Origin of the sequence: Streptomyces albus subsp. albus (assembly GCF_000719865.1) — a bacterium.
In the GTDB taxonomy this organism is placed as follows: Bacteria; Actinomycetota; Actinomycetes; order Streptomycetales; family Streptomycetaceae; genus Streptomyces; species Streptomyces albus_E.
Genome location: NZ_JOID01000005.1, coordinates 224,668 through 244,813 on the forward strand (window position 1 = coordinate 224,668; position 20,146 = coordinate 244,813).

The 20,146-nt window shown below is 73.6% G+C and carries 28 protein-coding genes; 14 read left to right on the plus strand and 14 right to left on the minus strand.

From position 1 onward, the window contains the following. Positions 1–52 precede the first annotated feature (52 nt). The 11 genes from IF83_RS0106595 to IF83_RS0106645 all read left to right on the plus strand — a co-directional run bounded on the left by IF83_RS0106595 (position 53) and on the right by IF83_RS0106645 (position 6,946). The gene (locus IF83_RS0106595) at positions 53–265 is read left to right on the plus strand and encodes a DNA-binding protein (protein WP_158711006.1); all 213 of its coding nucleotides are present in this window, start codon (positions 53–55) and stop codon (positions 263–265) included. Continuing rightward, positions 262–567: a hypothetical protein gene (locus tag IF83_RS0106600; protein WP_030543096.1), complete on the plus strand. Its 306-nt coding sequence runs from the start codon at positions 262–264 to the stop codon at positions 565–567. Before IF83_RS0106595 ends, IF83_RS0106600 begins: the two co-directional genes overlap by 4 nt. Next, positions 564–3,005, plus strand: a complete 2,442-nt coding sequence (locus tag IF83_RS0106605; RefSeq protein ID WP_244176880.1) for a DUF3987 domain-containing protein — start codon at positions 564–566, stop codon at positions 3,003–3,005. The genes IF83_RS0106600 and IF83_RS0106605 overlap by 4 nt, the downstream gene beginning before the upstream one ends. Beyond that, positions 3,002–3,418: a hypothetical protein gene (locus tag IF83_RS0106610; RefSeq protein ID WP_051722500.1), complete on the plus strand. Its 417-nt coding sequence runs from the start codon at positions 3,002–3,004 to the stop codon at positions 3,416–3,418. The genes IF83_RS0106605 and IF83_RS0106610 overlap by 4 nt, the downstream gene beginning before the upstream one ends. Then, the gene (locus IF83_RS0106615) at positions 3,415–3,600 is read left to right on the plus strand and encodes a hypothetical protein (protein ID WP_030543099.1); all 186 of its coding nucleotides are present in this window, start codon (positions 3,415–3,417) and stop codon (positions 3,598–3,600) included. The genes IF83_RS0106610 and IF83_RS0106615 overlap by 4 nt, the downstream gene beginning before the upstream one ends. An 11-nt stretch (positions 3,601–3,611) precedes the next feature. After that, the gene (locus tag IF83_RS0106620; RefSeq protein WP_051722501.1) at positions 3,612–4,049 is read left to right on the plus strand and encodes an NUDIX domain-containing protein; all 438 of its coding nucleotides are present in this window, start codon (positions 3,612–3,614) and stop codon (positions 4,047–4,049) included. Beyond that, a complete protein-coding gene (locus IF83_RS31055; protein ID WP_051722502.1) occupies positions 4,046–4,678 on the plus strand; it encodes a hypothetical protein in 633 nt (210 codons plus the stop codon). Before IF83_RS0106620 ends, IF83_RS31055 begins: the two co-directional genes overlap by 4 nt. 11 nt (positions 4,679–4,689) lie before the next feature. Then, positions 4,690–5,097 carry a helix-turn-helix domain-containing protein gene (locus IF83_RS0106630; protein ID WP_030543102.1) on the plus strand — a complete coding sequence of 136 codons (408 nt, stop codon included), beginning with the start codon at positions 4,690–4,692 and terminating at the stop codon, positions 5,095–5,097. Positions 5,098–5,105: 8 nt separating this feature from the next. After that, entirely contained in the window at positions 5,106–5,771 is a 666-nt protein-coding gene (locus tag IF83_RS0106635) for a hypothetical protein (protein WP_030543103.1), read from the plus strand. A gap of 486 nt (positions 5,772–6,257) precedes the next feature. Beyond that, complete coding sequence (locus IF83_RS0106640) at positions 6,258–6,716, plus strand: hypothetical protein (RefSeq protein ID WP_030543104.1); 459 nt, start codon at positions 6,258–6,260, stop codon at positions 6,714–6,716. After that, the gene (locus IF83_RS0106645) at positions 6,713–6,946 is read left to right on the plus strand and encodes a hypothetical protein (RefSeq protein ID WP_030543105.1); all 234 of its coding nucleotides are present in this window, start codon (positions 6,713–6,715) and stop codon (positions 6,944–6,946) included. Before IF83_RS0106640 ends, IF83_RS0106645 begins: the two co-directional genes overlap by 4 nt. Positions 6,947–7,163: 217 nt before the next feature. On the opposite strand, the gene IF83_RS0106650 is transcribed toward IF83_RS0106645, so the two are convergent. The 11 genes from IF83_RS0106650 to IF83_RS31060 form a co-directional block, all read right to left on the minus strand. Further along, the gene (locus tag IF83_RS0106650) at positions 7,164–9,350 is read right to left on the minus strand and encodes an FtsK/SpoIIIE domain-containing protein (RefSeq protein ID WP_030543106.1); all 2,187 of its coding nucleotides are present in this window, start codon (positions 9,348–9,350) and stop codon (positions 7,164–7,166) included. An 86-nt stretch (positions 9,351–9,436) separates the two neighbouring features. Continuing rightward, positions 9,437–9,760 (minus strand): hypothetical protein, encoded by a 324-nt coding sequence (locus IF83_RS0106655; protein WP_030543107.1) that lies wholly within the window; start codon positions 9,758–9,760, stop codon positions 9,437–9,439. 1 nt (position 9,761) lies between these two features. After that, positions 9,762–9,968, minus strand: a complete 207-nt coding sequence (locus IF83_RS0106660; protein ID WP_030543108.1) for a hypothetical protein — start codon at positions 9,966–9,968, stop codon at positions 9,762–9,764. An 18-nt stretch (positions 9,969–9,986) separates the two neighbouring features. Continuing rightward, positions 9,987–10,187 carry a hypothetical protein gene (locus IF83_RS0106665; RefSeq protein WP_030543109.1) on the minus strand — a complete coding sequence of 67 codons (201 nt, stop codon included), beginning with the start codon at positions 10,185–10,187 and terminating at the stop codon, positions 9,987–9,989. Between the two features lie 20 nt (positions 10,188–10,207). After that, positions 10,208–10,582 carry a RapZ C-terminal domain-containing protein gene (locus IF83_RS0106670; protein ID WP_030543110.1) on the minus strand — a complete coding sequence of 125 codons (375 nt, stop codon included), beginning with the start codon at positions 10,580–10,582 and terminating at the stop codon, positions 10,208–10,210. Beyond that, positions 10,582–10,770 (minus strand): hypothetical protein, encoded by a 189-nt coding sequence (locus IF83_RS0106675; RefSeq protein WP_030543111.1) that lies wholly within the window; start codon positions 10,768–10,770, stop codon positions 10,582–10,584. The genes IF83_RS0106670 and IF83_RS0106675 overlap by 1 nt, the downstream gene beginning before the upstream one ends. Before the next feature lie 82 nt (positions 10,771–10,852). Further along, entirely contained in the window at positions 10,853–11,227 is a 375-nt protein-coding gene (locus tag IF83_RS0106680; RefSeq protein ID WP_051722503.1) for a DUF6251 family protein, read from the minus strand. Then, positions 11,224–12,036, minus strand: a complete 813-nt coding sequence (locus IF83_RS34565) for a DUF2637 domain-containing protein (RefSeq protein WP_078843221.1) — start codon at positions 12,034–12,036, stop codon at positions 11,224–11,226. Before IF83_RS34565 ends, IF83_RS0106680 begins: the two co-directional genes overlap by 4 nt. Beyond that, on the minus strand, positions 12,033–12,311 hold the full coding sequence (locus IF83_RS0106690; RefSeq protein ID WP_030543114.1) for a hypothetical protein: 279 nt from the start codon (positions 12,309–12,311) through the stop codon (positions 12,033–12,035). The genes IF83_RS34565 and IF83_RS0106690 overlap by 4 nt, the downstream gene beginning before the upstream one ends. Continuing rightward, positions 12,308–12,457 (minus strand): hypothetical protein, encoded by a 150-nt coding sequence (locus tag IF83_RS33630; RefSeq protein ID WP_158711007.1) that lies wholly within the window; start codon positions 12,455–12,457, stop codon positions 12,308–12,310. Before IF83_RS33630 ends, IF83_RS0106690 begins: the two co-directional genes overlap by 4 nt. Continuing rightward, entirely contained in the window at positions 12,454–12,930 is a 477-nt protein-coding gene (locus IF83_RS31060) for a DUF6907 domain-containing protein (protein ID WP_030543115.1), read from the minus strand. The genes IF83_RS33630 and IF83_RS31060 overlap by 4 nt, the downstream gene beginning before the upstream one ends. 202 nt (positions 12,931–13,132) lie before the next feature. Here IF83_RS31060 and IF83_RS0106705 point away from each other — a divergent pair, with 202 nt between their 5' ends. Further along, on the plus strand, positions 13,133–13,366 hold the full coding sequence (locus tag IF83_RS0106705) for a helix-turn-helix domain-containing protein (protein WP_030543116.1): 234 nt from the start codon (positions 13,133–13,135) through the stop codon (positions 13,364–13,366). Between the two features lie 438 nt (positions 13,367–13,804). On the opposite strand, the gene IF83_RS35245 is transcribed toward IF83_RS0106705, so the two are convergent. Both IF83_RS35245 and IF83_RS0106715 read right to left on the minus strand, forming a co-directional pair. Next, positions 13,805–15,160: an SGNH/GDSL hydrolase family protein gene (locus IF83_RS35245; RefSeq protein ID WP_030543117.1), complete on the minus strand. Its 1,356-nt coding sequence runs from the start codon at positions 15,158–15,160 to the stop codon at positions 13,805–13,807. An 88-nt stretch (positions 15,161–15,248) separates the two neighbouring features. Then, positions 15,249–16,070: a polysaccharide deacetylase family protein gene (locus IF83_RS0106715; RefSeq protein ID WP_078843223.1), complete on the minus strand. Its 822-nt coding sequence runs from the start codon at positions 16,068–16,070 to the stop codon at positions 15,249–15,251. A 437-nt stretch (positions 16,071–16,507) separates the two neighbouring features. Between IF83_RS0106715 and IF83_RS0106720 the strand changes: the two genes are divergently transcribed. Next, on the plus strand, positions 16,508–17,455 hold the full coding sequence (locus IF83_RS0106720; protein ID WP_030543119.1) for an alpha/beta hydrolase: 948 nt from the start codon (positions 16,508–16,510) through the stop codon (positions 17,453–17,455). Between the two features lie 112 nt (positions 17,456–17,567). On the opposite strand, the gene IF83_RS0106725 is transcribed toward IF83_RS0106720, so the two are convergent. Next, positions 17,568–18,944, minus strand: coding sequence for a PucR family transcriptional regulator (locus tag IF83_RS0106725; protein ID WP_030543120.1), 1,377 nt, complete (start codon positions 18,942–18,944; stop codon positions 17,568–17,570). Positions 18,945–18,970: 26 nt separating this feature from the next. Here IF83_RS0106725 and IF83_RS0106730 point away from each other — a divergent pair, with 26 nt between their 5' ends. Next, positions 18,971–20,017: an extracellular catalytic domain type 1 short-chain-length polyhydroxyalkanoate depolymerase gene (locus IF83_RS0106730; protein WP_051722504.1), complete on the plus strand. Its 1,047-nt coding sequence runs from the start codon at positions 18,971–18,973 to the stop codon at positions 20,015–20,017. The last annotated feature ends 129 nt before the right edge of the window (positions 20,018–20,146 follow it).

Here is a 20,146-nt window from a genome sequence, read left to right on the forward strand (position 1 = left end):
TCATGGATCAAGATGTTCTCCTGTAGAACTTTCAGCGCGATTGGAGATCACTGTGTCTCAGGCATCACCGCCACGGCGCCCCCTGGCCACGGTCCCGGAGCTTGCCGAGCACTACAGCGTGCCGGAGAAGACCGTTCGGTACTGGCACCACACACAGACATTCGTCGGCCCGCTGATGTTCAGGGTCGGGCGGTACCTGCGTGCCCGCTGGGAGGACATCGACAGCTACGACGCCGACCAGGTACAGAACAGGCGGGCCGCATGAGCCAGGACATGAAGAAGCCCCGGGGCGCGCACCCCGAGGCTTCTGTGCAAGGCGACCAGCAAGGCGGCGGGTCTGTTGCCACCGTAGCGCAGGGCGACCCGCCGCGCGTAGCGGGCAGGCTCGACACGTACCGCTCCCGGTCCCGCAAGTGGCACCGGCAGGTGAAGGTCGAGCACTGCCCCGGCTGCGGGCACCCGCACCTGCACCGCGCACCCCTGCCCCTCGTGCGGTCCGTACTCAAGACCGCCCCGTGCGGCGCCGTGTACGTCGTGCAGCTGCGCACCGAGGCGGTGGCAGCGTGACCGCGCTCGACACCATCACCGAGGCCCTGCAGACCCACGGCAGCCGTGGGCGCGGCCCCAACTGGCAGTGCCCCGCCCACGAAGACCGGGCGCCGTCCCTGTCCGTCACCCGCGGCCCCAAGGGCGTCCTGGTGAACTGCCACGCCGGCTGTGCCACCGAGGACGTGGTGGCCGCCCTCGGCCTCACCATGGCCGATCTGTTCGACGAGCCGCTGGAGCGTCCGCAGCGGCCGCAGGTCGTCGCGGAGTACCCGTACTGCGACGAGCACGGCCAGGTGCTGTACGTCGTCCGCCGGCTGGAGCCCGGATACGACGGACAGCGCAAGACGTTCCGCCAGTTCCGGCCGGACGGCACCCCGGGCATCAAGGGCATCCGGCGGGTGCTGTACCGGCTCCCGGAAGTCCTGGCCACCGCGCAGGCCGGTGGGACCGTCCTGGTGGTCGAGGGCGAGAAGGACGTCGACAACCTGCGCGAGCGGACCGGCTTCACCGCCACCTGCAACGTCGGCGGCGTCGGCATGGGCTGGCGCGACGACTACACCACTGCCCTGCGCGGGGCCAAGGAAGTCGTCGTCATCGCCGACCGCGACGAGCCCGGCCGCCAGCACGCGGCGGCCGTTGTCGCGTCCGTCAGCCGTGCCGGTATCCCCGTGCGCGTGCTGGAGCCGGCCAAGGGCAAGGACGTCTCCGACCACCTGGCCGCCGGGCTCGGCTACGACGACTTGGTGCCCGCAGCACGGACCGCCCCCCTGGAAAACGATTCCAGTAATTCCAGCGAAGCCGTGCGGGGGTCGGAAGAGGCGTCCGCTGGAATAAGTGGAACGGAAAAAGAGGGGGGCGGTCCGTGTTGGGACCCCCCAATCCCCGTGCCGCAGCACACCCTGCCGCCCTTCCCCACGGATCTCCTCGGCGAGTCCCTGGCCGCTTGGGTGAGCGCGTACAGCGAGTCGCTGAACGTCTCCGAGGACCTGCTGGCCTTCTCCGCCCTCGGCACCATCTCGGCGGCTCTGGGTGGCCGCGCCGCCGTGGCGGTCAAGCCGGGTTGGTCGGAGAACGTCTGTCTCTACTGCCTGGGCTTGGCCGACTCCTCGGCCCGCAAGACACCCGCCCTCGATGCGGCGACCGCCCCCATGCGGGAGCGCGTCGGCCTGCTGCGCGAGGAGCTGAAGGCCGGGGTCGAAGAGAACGAGCAGCTGATCCGGATCACTGAGCGCGAACTGATCAACCTGGAGAACGCCGCGGCCAAGCACACCCCAAAGGCCGAGGAGAAGACGGCGCCCATGTTCGACGACAAGGAGGTCCCCGGAGGCAGGAAGCGCAGGAGCCGGGCGGCCAGCACACCCCCGGCGGACCCGAAGGAAGCCGCACGGGACGCCCTGGCCCGCCTGCGGGACCTCAAGGACAAGCCGGGCCTGCCCAAAGCGTTCGTCGGAGACGTCACCCTCGAAGCCCTCGGCAAAGTGATGGGCGAGAACGGCGGCCGCATGGCCCTCATGGAGTCCGAGGCCGGGTTCTTCAAGGCCTGCGCCGGCCTCTACGGCAACGGGGGCGCGGACATCAGCCTTGTCCTCAAGGCGTACAGCGGCACCGGACACGAGATCGACCGCGTCGGGCGCGGGCACTCCTGGATGGAACGCACCTCCCTGACCCTGACGCTGATCATTCAGCCGGGGATCGTCGAGCACATGGAGAAGGAGAACCCGGAGTTCAAGACGTCCGGGTTCCTCGCTCGCTTCCTGTACGGACTCCCGGCGCCCATGCCGCCCGGATCGTTCGACACCCCCGAAGTGCCGCCCGACGTCGCCCGCGAATACGCCGACCGCATCGTCCACCTGGTCGATGACGTCTGGACGTCGGAGAACGTGCGCACCCTCACGCTCACCGAGGGCGCCCGGAAGGTGTTCGCCGAGTTCTACAACCAGACCGAGCTGGACAAGGCCGACGGCGGCGCGCTGCACGACGTCGCCGAGTGGGCGGGCAAGCTGTGCGGCCAAGTCGCCCGCCTGGCCGCCTGCCTGACCCTGTACGACAACCCGGCCGCAGCGGAGATCGGCGAAGACGCCATGGCCCGCAGCGTCGCCCTGGCCCCGTACCTCACCGCGCACGCCCGGGCCGCGTTCGCCCTCATGTCCCGCGACGGAGACGGCGGCCGCAAGCTCCTGCGGGACATTCTCGACCGCCTGCCGAAGCTCCTCGCCAACGACAAGACCGTGACCCTGCGGAAGATCCGCGAATCGTTCAAGGGGCGCCGCGCCACCGGATCCGCCGGCGCCGTCGACGCCGAGGCCATCAAAGACGCCATGGACGAACTCGAAGAACTCGGCTGGGTTGCCGAGATCCCCACCCCGCCCCGCAAGCCCGGACAGCGCGGACAGAAGCCCTCCCCGCAGTACGACGTCCACCCCTGGATCTACAACCCGCCGAAGGAGACCCCGTGATCGTCCCTAATCAGCGCTTCGCAGCCGCCTACCGCCACGAAGGCAGCGCGGACGGCAAGACCCACACCCACTACACGAGCAAGGCCGTCGTCGGCTGGGACGACGACGGGACCCCCCTCGTCGTCGACGAGAAGACCGGCAGGCTCCGGGACGCCAGCAGCTGGCGGAACTACGCCGGAGTACACGAAGGCGAACCCGCGGTCATCGCTGCTCTCCCGGGCAACGGCTGGCGGGCCGAGTACCGCAACGACGACGGCAGCGTCCACTCGTCGCCCATCGTCGCCTGGCTCGTCTACGACGACGGCAGCGTGAAGCCGGCCGACACCGACGGCGACGCCTACGTGGACTTCCCCACGACCGTCAGCAACTTCACCCGTATCTACCACCCGACCGAGACCGAGGAGGCCCCGTGAGCGAGTACATAGACGAGCTGGTGCGCCGCCGCATCGCCGCGGCGGCGGCCCGGCGCCGCCGCCGGCAGCGGGAGCGCGAGGAGCTGGACCAGGCGCGCGAGCACGGGCTCCCGGCTCGGCACGCGGAGAAGCTGCGGCACCTGGCCGAGCGGGACGACGACGGCCCGCCGCCGGCCGCCTGAGGGGCCGTGCCGTGCCCTACGTCTTCTGTGCCCGCGGCTGCCGCCACTGGGGCCCGCGCGCCGCCGGCCTCCTCCTGTACGACCGGGGCCGCTTCCTCCTGCAGCAGCGGGCGCCCGGCGTCCAGCACGCACGCACCTGGAGCCTGCCCGGCGGCGCCATGGAGCCCGGGGAAACCCCCCGGCGGGCCGCCCACCGGGAAGCTGCGGAAGAACTCGGCTGCCTGCCCCGCATCGAGCACGTGGCCACGCTCGCCGACGAGCACGGCGGGTGGACGTTCCACACCGTCATCGCCCGCACCCTCGAACCCTTCCGGCCGCGCCCCGGCAACGGCGAAGCCCTCGCACACCGCTGGTGCACCCCGGCCGAACTCCCCACCCTGCCGCTGCACCCCGGCTTGGCCGCGGCCTGGCCCGCCATCCTCACCGCCCTGGAAACGGAGGAGACGTGAACCTCGAAGACGCCCTACTCGAATGGATAGACCCGGCCACCATCCCCCCGCACCGGCAAGAGGACTACCTGCGCGAGCGGTACTGGACGGACCGCGAACTCCAGCAGGAGATCCGCCGGTACGTCACCCGCGGCCACGGGCCCATCGCCGACGACGTGTTCGCCACGCTCCTGTCGCGCACCGAACGCCGCGCCTGGCCCGTCGTCCTGTACGCGGCCTGGCAGCGCTTCCGCATCCCCGCCGAAACCCTCGCCGCTCACGTCGGGACCGCGTGGGTCATGGCGCAGGAACCCGAACGCCGACTGCCCGCGAAGAAGTGGTTCACCCTGTTCCGCGCGGCCGGGTTCACCGAGGACGGCCAGCCGGCCGACCCCCCGGCCGTGCCCCAGCAACTGTGGCGCGGGGCCGTCGACAAGCACCGGGGCGGCATGTCCTGGACCCCGTCCCGGTACGTGGCCGAGCGCTACGCCCGGGTACGCGGCGGGAAGCTGTGGGCCGTCGTCGTCCCGCCCGAGCGGGTGCTGTGCATCAACGACGAAGCACTCGCCCACCCGCGGGAAGTCGAGTGGGTCATCGACACCCGCGGGCTGCGCATCACCGAGCACACCCCGGCCACCGCCGCCGCCTGAAAGGCCAGCCCATGCCCCACCCGCGGCCGCCCACGGCCTACCTCCACGGGCACGACGGCGGGCCCGTCGTCCTCGTCCCCGCCCGCATCGCAGCCCAGCTCGACAAGCTCCTCAGCCTCCGCCAGCTGCGCACCAGCGTTCGCGGCCAAGACGCCGAACTCGACTCCGTGCTCGTCGCCCTGGCCACCGCCGCCGCAGCGTGGCGCACTTCCGCCACCGGAAGCCCGCTCGCCCCCGTGCCGGAAGCCGCGCCACCCTGCCCATGGCTGTCCACCACCGAAGCCGCGGCTGTCCTCGGGATCACCGACCGGGCCGTCCGGCTCGCCTGCGAAACCGGGCGCCTCGATGCCGAACACGTCGGCGGCCGGTGGCGCGTCAGCCGCGAAGCCGCCGCCCACTACCAGGCCCGAGCCGCATAGGAGCCCACATGTCCAACCCCTACGCCGACGATCCGACCGTGGCCGCCGAATACATCGGCGGCGGCCGGTGGCGGCAGAAAGGCGCCACCTACACCACCACCAGCGTGGCCGACGCACAGCAGCGGCTCGCCGACGCGGTGCAGCGCATCGAAGCCCGGCGCGAACTCTCCGACCAGGCCAAGCGGGTAGCCATCGCCCGCGCCTACCGGGAAGCCCGCGACCACATCACCGCCGCCGGCCAGCAGGCCATCGAGCAGATCGAGACCCAGCGGCGCACCCTCACCCGCCGCGCGTTCGGGCAGGAAGGCACCGCCGACCCGACCGCGGCCATCAGCCGGCGCGACGCCGACACCCGCGCCGCCCAGTTGGAGAAGCCGGCCGAAGCCGCGCGGCTCCTGGCCCGGGCCGAACGCAACGGAGACGAGCACCTCGCGCGGGCCATCGCCGCACACGCCGCGGAACTCGGATGGAGTGACGTCCTCGGCGAGTACGTCGGCAGCAGGCCCGACACCGCCGACACCATCACCCAGCTGCGGCAGCTCCCCGACACCAGCGACCCATCGTTCAAGCTGCAGCACGCCATGACCTACAGCGTCGCCCAGCCACCCCAGCTCGGCGGCATGCACGACTACTCCATCGACGCCCTCGCCGACAGCGACATGGACGTGCCCTGACCAGGCACCACCGACCCGGCGTCAACGGCACCGCGTCGAGCCATGGCGAACGCGGACCCATGGCGTGAGGGAAGCCCACACCCGAGCACGCCAGCGCCGGCCGCCCCGACCCCCTACCCCACCCCGGGGCCGGGGGTCGGGGCACACGGCATGTGGACCACAAGCACCAGCGAACGCCGACAGAGCAACGATCAACGCGAAGTGATCGAAGAGAACGAAGCGAAACGATCAAGCGAAGCAAGCGACACAGCAGCAGCGAACGAGAGCACCACGACGGCCGGCCACGCACCGCTCGGCGGTCCGCTCGGCACCAGGACGACGGGGCAGCAGCGGGCCAGGACGACCGACACCAACCACCAACCCGAAACGGACAGATAGGGGCATAGGGGGAATAGCCCCCATACCCCCCTCTCAGTCATCGGCCGGGTATAGCAGGCGACCGTCCATGCATCGCAGAAACGTCAGGGTGACCATCGGGAGGACACCATGGAGAACGGCCAGGAAGCCCCGCATCCGGCCCCTGACGGGCTTGGCCCGAGGGCTCTGGAGCTGTGGTCTGGGACCGTCGCAGAGAACGAGCTGGAGCCCGGGGAGCTGGTGCTGCTGGAGGCTGCGTGCCGCCTGGTGGATCACGTCGACGTGATGGAGGCGGCGCTCGCCGAGCAGGGCCCGGTGGTGAAGGGTTCGCGCGGGCAGCCGGCGGCGTCTCCGCTGCTGCGGGAGATCCGGGCGCACCGCCTGGCGGTGACGCGGATCCTGCGGCAGTTGATGGCGGCGGCCCCGGCCGAGGAGGAGGGCGAGCGGTTGACGCCTTCGCAGCGGGGCCGGCGGGCGGCGGTGATCCGTCATCACGGGCCGCGGGCGGCCGGCGCGGGACGGCAGGGCCTGGCGTCGACTACGGCGCTGGAGGACTACCGCCGCGCGTTCGGCGGTGACGTGTCGTGAGGCGCCGCACGGCGGCCCGGGGCGGGCTGCCCGAGCATCTGGCCCGGTTCGACTGGCGGGAGTGGCGGCCGCCGGCCGAGCCGGGCGACCCGTCCCCCTGGTACAGCACGTGGTATCTCGGGCTCGGCGACTGGATAGAGGCCCGGCGGGCTTGGGCGGCCGAGCGGGGGGTGCCGGAGCGGTCGCTGCCGCGGGAGGTCCGCCCGCCCGGGCCGGGCTTGTACGGCTGACCCGGGAACGCGGAACGGCCCCGCCCTGGTGCTTCCCGGGGCGGGGCCGTCGTGGCGTGCGGGGTGACTCTGAGACGGCCTCTGAGGGCCGTTCCGGGGCCTGCGGGCCGACCCCCGAAACTCGATATCACCGCAGGTCGGGGCCGATATCGGGGCCGAAACCGGTTTCGGGTCGGGGTGAAACCACCGACCCTTGCCGAAACCGGCCCCGCGGGTCCTAGTCGGCGTCCTCGGCGGACTCGGGGAGGTCGGCCAGGCGGACGCCCTTGGCGCCGCCGCAGCACTCCCGGATGGTGAGCTGACGGGTCGGGACCTTGTACGGCTTGAGCGCGGCTGAGAGGGCCGTGGAGCGGGCCGCGGCGTCGGTCTCCTCCAGCCACACCCCGTACAGATCGGCCCGGTACGCGGCCAGCGCGTCCACCAGGCGGTGCGAGTGGACCGCCTCGGCACCGTCGGGCCAGACGGCCCGCAGGTGGTCGACGATGGTGGTGGCGTCCTCTTCGGTCACGGTCTGCCCGGCTGCCTGCCCGGACAGGGTGCCGGCCGCGGTGCGCAGCGCCAGGGCGCGGCGGCCGACCTCTTCGGCCTCGGTCTGCTTGATGAACGCCGCGCGGACCGTGAGCCCTTCGCGGCCCCGGGCGAGGATGCCGGTTCCCTGCTCTCCGGCGCTGATGTCCGTGGCCCGCAGCCCGCGTTCGTGGGCGCCGGTGCCGAGCACGTTGTTGTTGGCCCGCCAGTCCATGACGGCCAGGCACAGCCGCGTCCCGACCGACGACGACACCGACGTCGGCAGCGAGCTGGCGTCGGGGTTCTGCGTCAGCAGGATCAGGATCACCCCGTAGGCGCGGCCCTTCTTGATGAGCTTGGTGCACAGGTCCGCGGCCTCGTCCCCGTGCTCCGGGTGCGTGAACAGCTCCTGCGCCTCGTCCACGACGATGACGCGCGGCCCGAGCTGCTGCTCCGGGTACCGCTCCGCTAGTTCCCGGGTGACGCGGCGCCCGTCGGGCGTCTCCTCTGCAGGCAGCGACTTGATGAACTTCGCCCGGCGCCGCTGCTCCGCGATCCCCGCGCGCAGGCCGGCCACGGTCGCCTCGATGTCCTCGTCGTCGTCCCCGGACACGTACCGGTGACAGATCGGCTTCACCGCGTCCAAGTCGCCGGAGCCCTTGAGCTCGTAAATCCACAGCTCAGCCGTGGGGTCGAGCGCGACACCGAGAACGATGGCCAGGGCACAACTGGTCTTGCCCGAGCCGGGGATGCCGCCCACCAGCAGGTTCGAGTACATGAGCGTGATGGAGACGAGGTTGCCGCGCGGGTCGAACCCGAACGGCAGCGGGCGGAAGACGTCCGCGGTGCCGGCCTTCATCAGCGGCCACAGCCTGCGCGGGGCCTTCGCGGGGTCCTGCTGGGCGACCCACAGCACCAGGCGGCCGGGGTGCGCGTCCCGGTCGGCCTCCGGCCACACCGTCGAGATCGGCCGGCGCATGGCCGCGGCCAGGGCCGCGCGCTTGTCGAGAACCTTGGTGGCTTCCACGCCGCGCGGCAGGTCGACTTCGGCGCGCCAGCCGGGCCCGTCCCGCTGGATTTCCGCAGCGAAGGAGACACCGGTCCGGCCCTTGGGTCCGCCGCCGATGCCGATGGCGGCCAGGGCCTCGAAGACCTCGGTACTGTCCAGCGCGCGCAGGTGCGTCACGGACACGTACCGGGTGACGACGGGCTTGTCCTCCTGGGTGCCAGCCAGGCCGAGGAGCGCCAGGGCACCGCAGCCGATGGAACCGAGGGACCAGGCGGGCAGGGCGAACGCGGCCACCGCGCCGCCCACGGCCCCGGCCGCGGCGAGGACTGCCGAGAGGACGCGGCGCGGCCGCACCCGGCGGGAGTGCTCCCGGGACAGGGACAGCCACGCTTCGATGTCCGCCGACGCGGCCGCCTTCGCCTCCACCGGCCGGGCCTCGGCGTCGACAACCCACCGCACCCACCGGCTGATCAGACGGGCCGCGCCGCGCGGGGAGCGCACCACCAGCCGCAGCAGATAGACCGGCGTGCGCACGGTGTGGAACGCGGCAACGTGGCTGTAGTAGGCGGTCGTCCACTTCACCGCGTCGCGCAGCTCGGCGCCGCGGCGCAGCCACGACGGGACGACCGGCGGCGCCTCGGCCATGTAGGCGCGGCGCTGCTCCAGCCACGCCCCGGCCGGGGCGGTCGTCTCGGGCAGGTCGACGAGCCGCGGCTGCTGCTGCTCCGGGTCGTCGACAGGCCGCGGGTTCTCGAGAACCGGCGGCTCCTGGTGCTCGTCGACGTCGACGGCCGGCGGCTCCGGGGCGGGCGGCTTGGTGAGCGGCACGGTCGGCGGCGGGACGGCGGCCGCGGTGCCGTTGACGTGCTCGGCGATGGTCTCGGTCATGCTGATATCTCCTGTGCTCGTAATCGGGTGGCAGGGGCCCGGGGCGGGCGGCAAGCTGCCAGGCCGTGCGCCCGCCCCGGGGGTCTCTACCTGCGGGCGGCCCGCTCGGCGCGGCGCAGCCGGTCCTCGGCGGTCTTCCGGGCCTGCTTCGCGGCGGGCCGGTCGGTCCGGGCGGCGCACCGCTCCTTGACCCGGGCGGCGGCCAGCTCTTCCTTCGCGGCTTCCAGCTCCCGGCCCATCGCGAGCCGTTCGCGCAGGGCCCGTTCCTCGGCCGCGGCGTCGATGCGGTCGATCTCGGCGTCGAGCCGCGGGCTCACGGCGTCGGCCAGGGCCTGCCGGGTGGTGCGGGCCAGCAGCACGGCGCGGCGGCGGCGTTCGGCCGGGGTGTAGGTGCGTTCGGGCAGTGGCATGTCAGCTCTCCTGGGGGACGGTGGCGAGCCGGGCCCAGACGTCGGCCGCGGCCACCAGCTCGGGGCGGCGGTGGCTCTCCGCGGGGTGCTCGGCTTTGAGCAGCAGCGCGGCGGCCTTCGCCTTGCAGACGCCGGCGGGCAGGTGTTGCAGCTGCAGGCCGGTCATGTTCGGCAGGTCGAGGCCGGTCGGCAGGTGGTGACGGTCCATGTCGTGTCCCTTCCGGGGTCAGGCCTTGCGGGCGCGGGAGCGGAGGATGCGGGCGCCGGGCTCGGCGGCCAGGGCGGCGGCCTCGGCGCCGTCGAGCAGCTCGGCGCCGGGCTTGTCGGCCGGGCCGATCCCGTCGCCGCGGTAGGTGACGCGGCGGCCGTCGGCGGTCTGCAGGTCGACCTCGGCCTCGTAGCGGGCCGTCTTCTTCTTGCCGAACATCGGGTTCTCCTCTGGTTGGGTCAGCGGTTGACGACGGGCCGGGACAGGTCCCGGTGGTGGACGGCGACGTCCTGGCCGTGGAGGAGCTCGGCCAGGGCGAGGGCGACGGTGGGGGCACGGTGCCGGCCACCGGCGCAGCCGACGGCGACCGTGACGGGCCCGGCGGTGGGGCCGGCCTGGTAGGCGCGGACCGCCGCGGCGGTGGCCTCGGTCAGCTCCAGCACCCCGGGCGTGTGCATCACGGCGTCCCGGACGGCCCGGTCGGCCGCGGTCTGCTGCCGCAGGGCCGGGTCGACGTGCGGGTCGCGGAAGTGGTGGCGGAGGTCGAGCACCAGGTGCGCGGACGGCGGCTCGGCGTGGAGGTAGCCGAAGCTGGTGATGGTGACGGCGGCCATCAGCGGGCGTCCCGGTTGTAGCCGTCGAGGGCGGAGTCGAGCCGCTGCTCGGCACGGGCCACCCACGTCTGGTCACCCTCCGCGCGGGCGTCCTTGAGGACCTCGGCCCGGTGGCCGATGCGGGACTCCCACGTGGCCTTGTCGGCGGGCAGGTCGTCGATGTTGTTGGTCTTCTTGAACAGGCCCATGACGGGCTCCTCTCGGTGGTGGTCCGGGTCTGTCCCGGCTCCCCGCCCGCCCCGGTGGTGGCCCGGGGCGGACAGGCAGCCGTCAGCCCTTCCGGCGCTTGCTGAGGTTCTTCGCGGCCTGCGTGCCCTCCGGCCCGCCGACCGCGCGGACGACGGAGACGACCGTCCAGCCGACGACGCCGACCACCAGGGCGACGACGGCCAGGCTGATGGCCATCGACGTCATGGCGGCCACCAGGAGCGGGCCGAAGTACACCCCGGCCGCCACCGCACCAGCCCCGGCGCCGGCCCCGAGTGCGACCCGCTGCAGCGTGCGGTCGGGCGGCGCCTGGTGCACGTGGACGACCTGCGGCACGGCTTGCTGCTGCGGCTCGGTGGGGAGCGGCTGCGGGCGGTGCACCGGCAGCGCGTCGGGCGAGTAGCAGCCGCATCCGGCGTGGTGAACGTGCTCGCTCATGACGCCACCGCCTCGGACCGCTCGGCGGCGACCTGCTCCCGCATCCATGCGTCGTCCTCGGCACGGTCGGTGTCGCCGCGGGCCTGCCGCTCCTCGTCGAGGCGGGTGTACACCTTGTGCACGTAGGACCGGGACCGGGTGGACCACGCGGCCGCCTCGGTGACGGGCTTGCCCATCACCCACGACACCCGGATGCGGTTCAGTGCCTCGTCGGCCGGGAGACGGTCCGGCGGGGTGTCCTCCTCGCTGTCCACCTCCCGGGGCGGGACGGCCGGGGTGAACGCCGTCTGTCCACCACAGATGACCAGCGATTCCGCTGCTGCCGGCGCGAGCTCCCGCCGGGGCTCGGGCGTCACCTGCAGCGTCACCTCGACGGGCTCCTCGGGCGTGGTGACGACCGCCCGCGACAGGGCGTCGTGCACCTGCCTCATGAGGGCGCCGAACGCGAGCAGCGCGGCGACCGGCGGGACCGCGGCGACGACGTAGTCGAGCGGGTGCGCGTGCTGCCCGACCCCGGCGACGTTGAGGGCGATCGAGCCGAGCGACCCGGTGGCGGCCAGGGCGATAGCCCACCGGTCCACGGTGCCGCGCAGCGACGCCCGGAGGATCAGCAGCTCCCCGGCGACGATGAACAGGTCGACGGTGGCCGGCCACGCCCACGCCCGCTCGGGAGCGTGCCCGAGGCCGTGCGCCGCGGCGACGTCGTGCAAGTGCTCGTAGGAGAGCCAGAACGCGGCGGCGGTGAGCGCGACCGTGACGACGGCCGCGCCGGCGGCGAGGGCGGAGAGCGGCGTAACGCGGCGGTTCATCGGCCTTCACCACCGTTCAGCGGGTCGCGCCAGGGCCGGTAGTTGGCCGGGGTGGCCGCGGTCTGCTCCCGCAGGTACGCGGCGGCGCGGGCCGGGTCGTGGTCGTCGTCGAGGACGCCGCGCGCCACGGCGACGGCGGTGCGGGCCCGGTCGCGGAGGACGTTCCCGGCGCGGCGTTCGTCGGCGTCGGTGATGTCGGGCAGCGGCAGGTCGACGGCGTCGGCAAGGGCGGCGAGCAGCTCGCGCACCGGCTCGGGAATCTCGTGGGCGTTCACTGACCCTCACCCCGCTCCAGTGCTTCGCGCTGCAGGCGGGCGGTCTCGGCGTCCTCGGCGGCCTGCTGCGCGGCGTCGACGTGCTGCTGCGCCATCTCGTCCTGCGTCGTCTCGGCGGCACGGGCCGCCCAGTCCCGGGCGCTCACGACAGGCCACCGAGGACACGCGCCATGCGGCGGAGCCCGGCGCCGTGCGCCACCAGCTGGTCAACGAACGCCACCGCGGCGGCCTCGTCGAGCTCGGCGCACTCCCCGTCGTCGTTCGCGTCCAGCACCAGCCGCGGCGCGGCCTCCGAAGAGAACGGGTACTGCGCGATGTACGCCGACAGGATCCGCACCGAGGACGGCGCGCCGGCGGAGAACGTCGGCGCCGCCAGGGCGATGGACTCGCCCTCGTGGCACAGGTCCGTGAGGCTCACCAGCTCTTCGGTGTGGCCGGCGACGCACCACGGCGGGCAGTCCACCGTCACGACCTGGCGGCGGACGACGACCGGCACCCGGCGCGGCAGCAGCTCGGCGGCCTCCGTCAACACGAACGGGATGGGCTCACAGTCGGCGGCCGACCGCTGCAGCGGCACGGCCGGAAGCCCGTCGACACGGGCAGGTACGGTGTGGGACATGGTTCGACTCCCTGTCTTGGAGGGGTTCGGATCTAGGCCCCGGAGCCGGTGTTGACGCACCGACCGGGGCCGCCCCGTTTTCGGGGCGACGCACTCACCGTAGGGAACATCGTGTTCCATTGTCAATGTGGCTTGAGCTAGGAAAATGGCGTCGATCTCTGTAACGTCATGTTCCATGACAGCGAATGGAACACTGTGTGCCATGGACAAGCGATCACTGGCGCAGATGGCGCGCCGGTTCAGAGAGGCCGAGGCCCGGGCGGAAGTCCTGCGCCAAGAACTCGCCGTGGCGATCCGCCAAGCGGACGCGGACGGCGTTCCACAGAAGGACATCTGCGATGCAACGGGATACACCCGGCAGCAGGTCCGGCGGATCGTTAAGGCGAGCACAACCGGTGACGATCCCCCAGTCCGCAGCGAGTCCGCAGAATCATAGGACACGTTCGGCTACAACGGGACAGGATCAGACACCAAATCCGCAGGTCACAGCGATAGAGCGGCGTTTCCGCAGGCTCATCAGAGAGTGCAAAAGTTCGAGATGTACTTCGACATCTAGAACGGCCGGCCTCCACGGCCCTCCGGTCCCCGACCGCCGTCCGCGCACTCCGCGCGGGCGGCGGTCTTCTTTGTCCGCAGGGGAGCAGGGGAGCCGGAGAGCCGGGACCGGGAAAGGCCACGGGGCCGCCACCCCGGGGGCGGGGGTGGCGGCCCCTGAGACCCCCGGAGACGGTGGGGGTCTCGGCCTGTGCCTCGGGCTTCGGACCGCGGGTTCGTCGGCACCCGCGGGCACCGGCGCCCGAGGACATCGGTGCGGGCGTCCCCGCGGACGGGCGCCGGCGCGGCTGCGCGCCGGCCCGCCGGGCGGGGCGCCCCGTCAGCGGAAGAGCCGCAGCGGGACGGCGCGTCCCATGGCGGTCAGTCCCGCGTCGTTCGGGTGAAGGTGGTCGCCGCTGTCGTAGGCCGGGAGCAGTCGCTCCGGGTCCTCCGGGTCGCGGACGGCCCGGTCGAAGTCGATGACCGCGTCGTATTCGCCGCTGGTGCGGATCCAGTGGTTGAGCCGCTGCCGCGCGGCCTCGTTCTCCTCGCTGTAGAAGCCGAGGGTGTCGTTCTTGAACGGGGTGATCGTGCCGCCGTAGATCTTCAGTCCGCGCTCGTGGGCGCGGGCGATGAGCTGGCGGTGGCCGTTGATCAGATCGTCCGCCGTGACCCGCTCGGACTCCGGGGCGGTGTTCCCGGGGTGCCCGAGGTCGTTGACGCCGAGCAGCACCATCGCGTAGCGCGCGCCGGGCTGGGCGAGCACGTCGCGGTCGAAGCGCGCCAGGCCGCTCTCGCCGAAGTAGGCCGCGTAGGCCTCCGCCGGGTTGCCCTCGGGCGGGTTGGGGTCGTGGAGGAGGCGGTTGCCGCTGATGCCCTTGTTGACGACGCCGGTGCCGCGCAGCGCGGGCGTCTGCTGGAGGCGCCGGGCCAGGACGTCGGACCAGCGGTTGTTGGCGTCGCGGCTCGTGCCCGCGGTGATGGAGTCGCCGAGGGCCACGGCGGCGGCGGGCCGGTGGGTGGCCACGCTGACGCCGGTGAGGAAGTACCAGCGGTCGTTGGTCGCGGTGGCGCCGAGGTGCGGGCGGCCGGTGACGTTGCCGTCGGCGACGTAGTTCGTCTGGTTGGCGAAGGCGGCCACCGTCGAGCCCGGGGTGCGGTGCGGGAGGTGGATGCTGACGACGAGGTCGGTGCCGGCCGGCACCCGAAGCTTCACCGGGTCGCTGAGCAGGGGGGCGCCCGGCGGGACGGTGACGGAGCGCTTGCCGCCGAAGGTGAGCTTCCGGTCGGTGGCCGGGTCGATGGACGAGCCGGGGTCTCCGGCGGCCCGGCGGGCGAGGCGGGCCTCACCGATGTGCAGCCGTTCGGTGCCGAACTCGTTGGAGAAGCGGACGCGCAGGGTCTCGCCGGCCCGGCTGACCCGGACGATCTGACGGAGCGTCTGGTCCTCGAAGACCGTGTTGTCCGAGGCCGGTACGGTCGTGGGGGCGGCGCCCCAGGTGCCGGTCCAGCCGGGCGCGGTGCGGGCCGGGCCGCTGCCGCCGCCGTGCGGCCCCGGGGCGGCCGGGGCGGCGGGCGCCGAGCCCATCAGCAGGGTGCCGGCGAGCAGGGCCAGGGCCCCGGCCCGTACCCGTCTCCAGGGTCCGGTCCGGCTGCCGCCCCGGGGCCCGCGGGGCCGGGTGGTGGTGTCGTTCATGAGTCTCTCTCCAGGGGATCGGGAGCGCGGAGCGCCGGACGGCCCGCGGGTCCGCCGGACGGCGGGCCCGCGGGCGGCGGATCAGCGGTCAGCCGCGCCGGGCGGGCCGGTCGAAGCGCCAGCCCTCGGAGCGGAGCTTCGGGATGATCCGTTCGACGGCCTCCACGGTCTGGCTGCGGTCGCCGCCGCCGTCGTGGAGAAGAACGACGGCCCCGGGTGTGATGCCTTCCTCCAGACGGCTGACCAGCTCCTCGGTCCCCGGCGGGTCCCAGTCCCCGACCGCGAGCCGCCACCCCAGCGGCTGCATCCCCAGCCCCGCCGCGACCTCCGGGCTCTTGCCCCAACTGCCGTACGGCGCACGGAAGTACGGAATGCGGGCGCCCGGGGCGGCCTTGCGGATGGCGGCGGAGGTGCGCAGCAGGTCGGCGCGGATCTCCTCCTCGGACCAGGCACCCATGTCGTCGTGGTGCATGCTGTGGTTGCAGAGCGTGTGGCCGCCCGCGACGATCTTCCGTACGAGCTCGGGGTGTTCCTCGACATGGTCGCCCCAGAGGCAGAACACCGCCTTGACGCGCTGCTCGCGCAGCACCCGCAGCAGCCTCGGGGTGTCGTCCGGATCCGGCCCGTCGTCGAACGTGAGGGCGACGGTGTCGCCGCCGTGCCGGGTGGAGTCCACGATCGCCGCCGTGGCCTTGCCGCCGTGCGACGGGCCGGACCGGTGGGCCTGCGCGGCCGGCGCGGTGGCCGCGGTCACCGCCACGGCGGTCAGGCAGAGTGCGGTGACGAGCGGCAGCGGGCCCGCCGGGCGGCGCCGTGCGCGCGGACGTCCCGTCCGCCGGGGCGTGCCGGGCCCCCGGGTCTCGTTCCGGCCGGGCCCGCCGGCTTCGTTCCGGGTCGCGGATCTGGTCATCGCTGACCCCTTTCTGACGCTCCGTGGGCGCGTGGCGGTCCCCGGTCCCGGCCCGGACCGCGCGGGACGCGGGCGGGAGGGACAGCGGGACGCGGCTCCGTCGGCCCCTGCTCCCATGCCACCACCTGATCAGATGACCGCTCCGAAACTTTCCGGAATTTTCTGATCGGGCGGGGCAGACCTTAGGAAGAGGCTTTCCCCACGTCAAGGGCTGGAGAATGGACAATCTCCGAGCAGACTTGGGCTTTCACTGGAAGGGGCAGGTCGCAGGGCGGCGAAAAATTTTCGGTCGCATCGGGCGGCACGCGCGGATGTCGGGCGGCGGAGGCGGTTCTTCCGACGCCTGTCTGATGACCGCGCCGGACCCTCCGTGGCACCGTTCTGGGGGTTCCGTGCGACCCCACCCCCCACACCCGCACGGACCGAAGGGACCAGGGATGCGTTACGCCTTCGACCCGGAGCTCGCCGCGGCGGTCGCGATGATGCCGGAGGTCGACATCAGCGATGTGGCCGCGGCCCGTGCCGCGCAGGCGGAGCAGCTGTCCGCCACCGTCGCCGCGGCCGACACCACCGGGGTCGTGGTCGAGGACGTCTCCGTCCCCGGCCCCGAAGGCGCCCCGGACCTGCTGCTGCGGCTCTACCGGCCCCGGGACGCGTGGGGCCCGCTGCCCGTCGTCTACGCGATCCACGGCGGCGGCTTCGTCGTGGGCTCGCCGGACGCCGACCACGAGGGCAACCTGCGGTTCTGCCGCGAGCTCGGCGCGCTCGTCGTCTCCCCGGGCTACCGGCTGGCTCCCGAACACCCTTTCCCCGCCGGGCTGGACGACTGCTACGCGGGCCTGGTCTGGCTCGCCAAGAACTCGGCCGAACTCGGCATCCTGCCCGACCGGACCGCGCTCTGGGGCGACAGCGCCGGAGCCTGCCTGGCCGCCGCGCTCACCCTGCTCGCCCACGACCGCGGCGGCCCGGACATCCGCTTCCAGTGCCTGGCCGCCCCCGCGCTCGACGACCGGCTGCGCACCGCCAGCGCCCAGCTCTACACCGACACCCCGGTGTGGAACCGGCGCAACGCCCAGCTGAGCTGGGAGGCCTACCTGGGCCCCGGCACGCCCGGCTCCGAGGACGTCTCCCCGTACGCGGCCCCGGCGCGGGCCGGGATCACCCGGCTGGCGGGGCTGCCGCCCGCGCACATCACGGTGATGCAGTTCGACCCGCTGCGGGACGAGGGCATCGACTACGCCCGCTCGCTGCTGGCCGCCGGGGTGCCGACCGAACTGCACGTCCTCCCGGGGACCTTCCACGGCGCGAGCGCGGTCGAGCACGCCGCCGTCATCCGGCGGATCACCGCCGAGGTCACCGCCGTGCTCGGCCGGGCCCTCGCCTGATGGGCGGCCGGACGACGAGCGGCCGGACGGTCTCCCCGGAGCCCCCGTCAGATGCCCCGGACGCCCCGGGGCCGGCGGGCTCCGGCACGGGCGGCAGCGCGGCCGCCCGCACTCACTCCGTGCCGGACAACCGCCAGGCGTACAGCGCCAGATGGGCGCGGAACCGGTCCTCCGGGTCGCGCAGCCGCCGGCCCAGCACCTCCTCGACATGCGCCAGCCGCGCCGCCACGGAGCTGTGGTGCAGATGGAGTTCCGCGGCGGCCTGCCGCAGCGAGCCGGTGCGGCAGAACGCGGCCAGCGCCGCGATGCCCGCCCCGCCGCCCTCCCCCGCCGCCAGCTCCGACAGGGCCCGGACCTCCGGCCGGGCGCGCAGCCGATCCGCCGGGATCTCGGCCAGCAGCGCGACGGGGCCGAGCGCGTCGTGGTCCGTCACGGCTTCCCCGGGCGGCTCCGGCACCGCGAACCGCAGCGCCACCCGCGCCTGCTGCCAGGAGACGCCGGCGTCCAGGGCGTCGGTGAGGCCGCCGACCCCGGCCCGTACGCTCCATCCCGGCCGCCCCGCGGGCTCCCCCGCCGCGTCCGGGCCGGCCGGGCGCGCGCCGGCCGCCGCCCGCAGCTCCTCCGCCGGTGAGGTGGTGTCGCCGTCGGGACGCTGCACCAGCACCGCTCCCAGCGGGCCCAGCCGCGCGATCCGTACGGAGCTCCGCAGACCGGTCCGCCCGAGCAGGGCGACCGTCTCCACTCCGATGTCGGGGGCGGGGCCCCGGCCGGTGCCCGGGCCGGCTCCGTGGACGGGGCCGGGGCCGGGGAGCGCGCCCGGCGGGTCCGGGACGCCGCCCGCCCCGCTCACTCCGCCCGCGCCGTTGGCCCCGCCGGCCACCTGGAAGCCCCGCCCGCCCGCGGAACCGGGCGCGGCCCACGGCGAACCGGCGGCGGCACGTGCGCCCGGCGCGCCTGCCGCCCCGGTCTCCGCCGACGCCACCGCCACCACCCGCAGCGGCAGTTCGGGGACCAGGCCCAGCAGTCGCAGCGCCCGGGCACGGTCCTCGACGGCCTCCCGTTCGGAGAGCACGAGTTCGACGAGCGCGGGATCGGCCGCGTGGGGCGGTTCGGCCGCGCGGCGCCGTCCGTCCAGCATCCGGGCGGCGATGGCCATCCACTCCAGCACCAGCTCGTCGAACGGGCCCGGAGCACCCGGGCGCTCGAGCCAGACCCGCCCGCCGGGTCCGGAGTCCGCGTCGCCGAACAGGGCGCTGCCGGACACCCGTTCGGGCTCCCCGGGGAGCGCGGCTCCGCCGGGCCCGAACCGCACCCTGCGCCCGCCGGTCCGCTCCAGTCCGGCCGCGCACTGCGCGAGTCCGGCGGTGGACCGCACCAGCGACGCGGCGTCGCAACCCGCGCTCATCAGCGCCTCGAAGTGGGCGATCACCCGCACCGCGGTGGCCGCGTCCGCGTCCAGTGCCGACAAGCGCAGCAGCAAGCCCTTCACAGCCGCAGTCTAGAAAGGAGAACGGCATGCCCGACACCCCCACGTCGCCCGCGGTCCCGTCCCGCGGAGGACCGTTACGCCGAGGACGGCCGCGCGGCACCTCTCCGCGCACGCTCGTCGCCGCCCTGTTCGGCGGCGTCCTGCCGCTGCTGGCGGCCCTGTTCCTCGCCGGCGCCCCCGCCGCGACGGCGGCCGGCACCGCGCCCGCCGCCCCGGCCGCGCAGCTCGTCGAGGTGAACAACTTCGGCAACAACCCGACGGGTCTGCGGATGCACCAGTACGTGCCGGACCGCGTCGCGGACCGGCCGGCCCTGCTGGTCGCCGTGCACTACTGCACCGGCTCCGGACCGGCGTTCCACAACGGCACCGAGTTCAAGACCCTGGCCGACCGGTACGGCTTCATCATCGTCTACCCGTCCGCGACCCGCAGCGGCCAGTGCTTCGACGTCTCCTCGCAGCAGGCACTGCGCCGCGACGGCGGCAGCGACCCGGTGGGCATCAAGTCCATGATCGACTACGTGAAGCAGCGCAACAACGTCGACCCGGACCGGGTGTTCGTCGTCGGCGCCTCGTCCGGCGCGATGATGACCAACGTCCTGCTCGGCAACTACCCGGACGTCTTCGCGGCCGGTGCCTCCTTCGCGGGCGTACCGCACAGCTGCTTCGCCACCACCGACGGCTCCAGCTGGAACAGCGCCTGCGCCAACGGGCAGATCAACCGCAGCGGACAGCAGTGGGGCGACCTGGTGCGCGGCGCGTACCCCGGCTACGACGGGGCCCGGCCGCGGGTGCAGATCTGGCACGGCACCCAGGACAGCACCCTGCGCTACCCGAATTTCGGGGAGCAGATCAAGCAGTGGACCAACGTCCACGGGGTGAGCGAGAACCCGTCGTCCACCGACCAGCCGCAGAACGGCTGGACCCGCACCCGCTACGGCGGCACCGGCGACCAGGCCCCCGTCGAGGCGATCAGCATCGCGAACACCGGCCACAACCTGCCGCAGGGCGGGCAGGCCGCGCGGGCGATCACCTTCTTCGGCCTGGACGGCACCGGAGCCGCCTCCGCCCGCTAGGCCCTGTCTGGCGAATCCCGCCTGCTCCGTGGCGTCTGGCACGCACGCTCGCCGCGTTGTCGATCGTCGGCGCAGCACGCTGCGCTCTCCTCCTCCGCCTTGCGATCGCACGCACCAGACGCCGCGGAG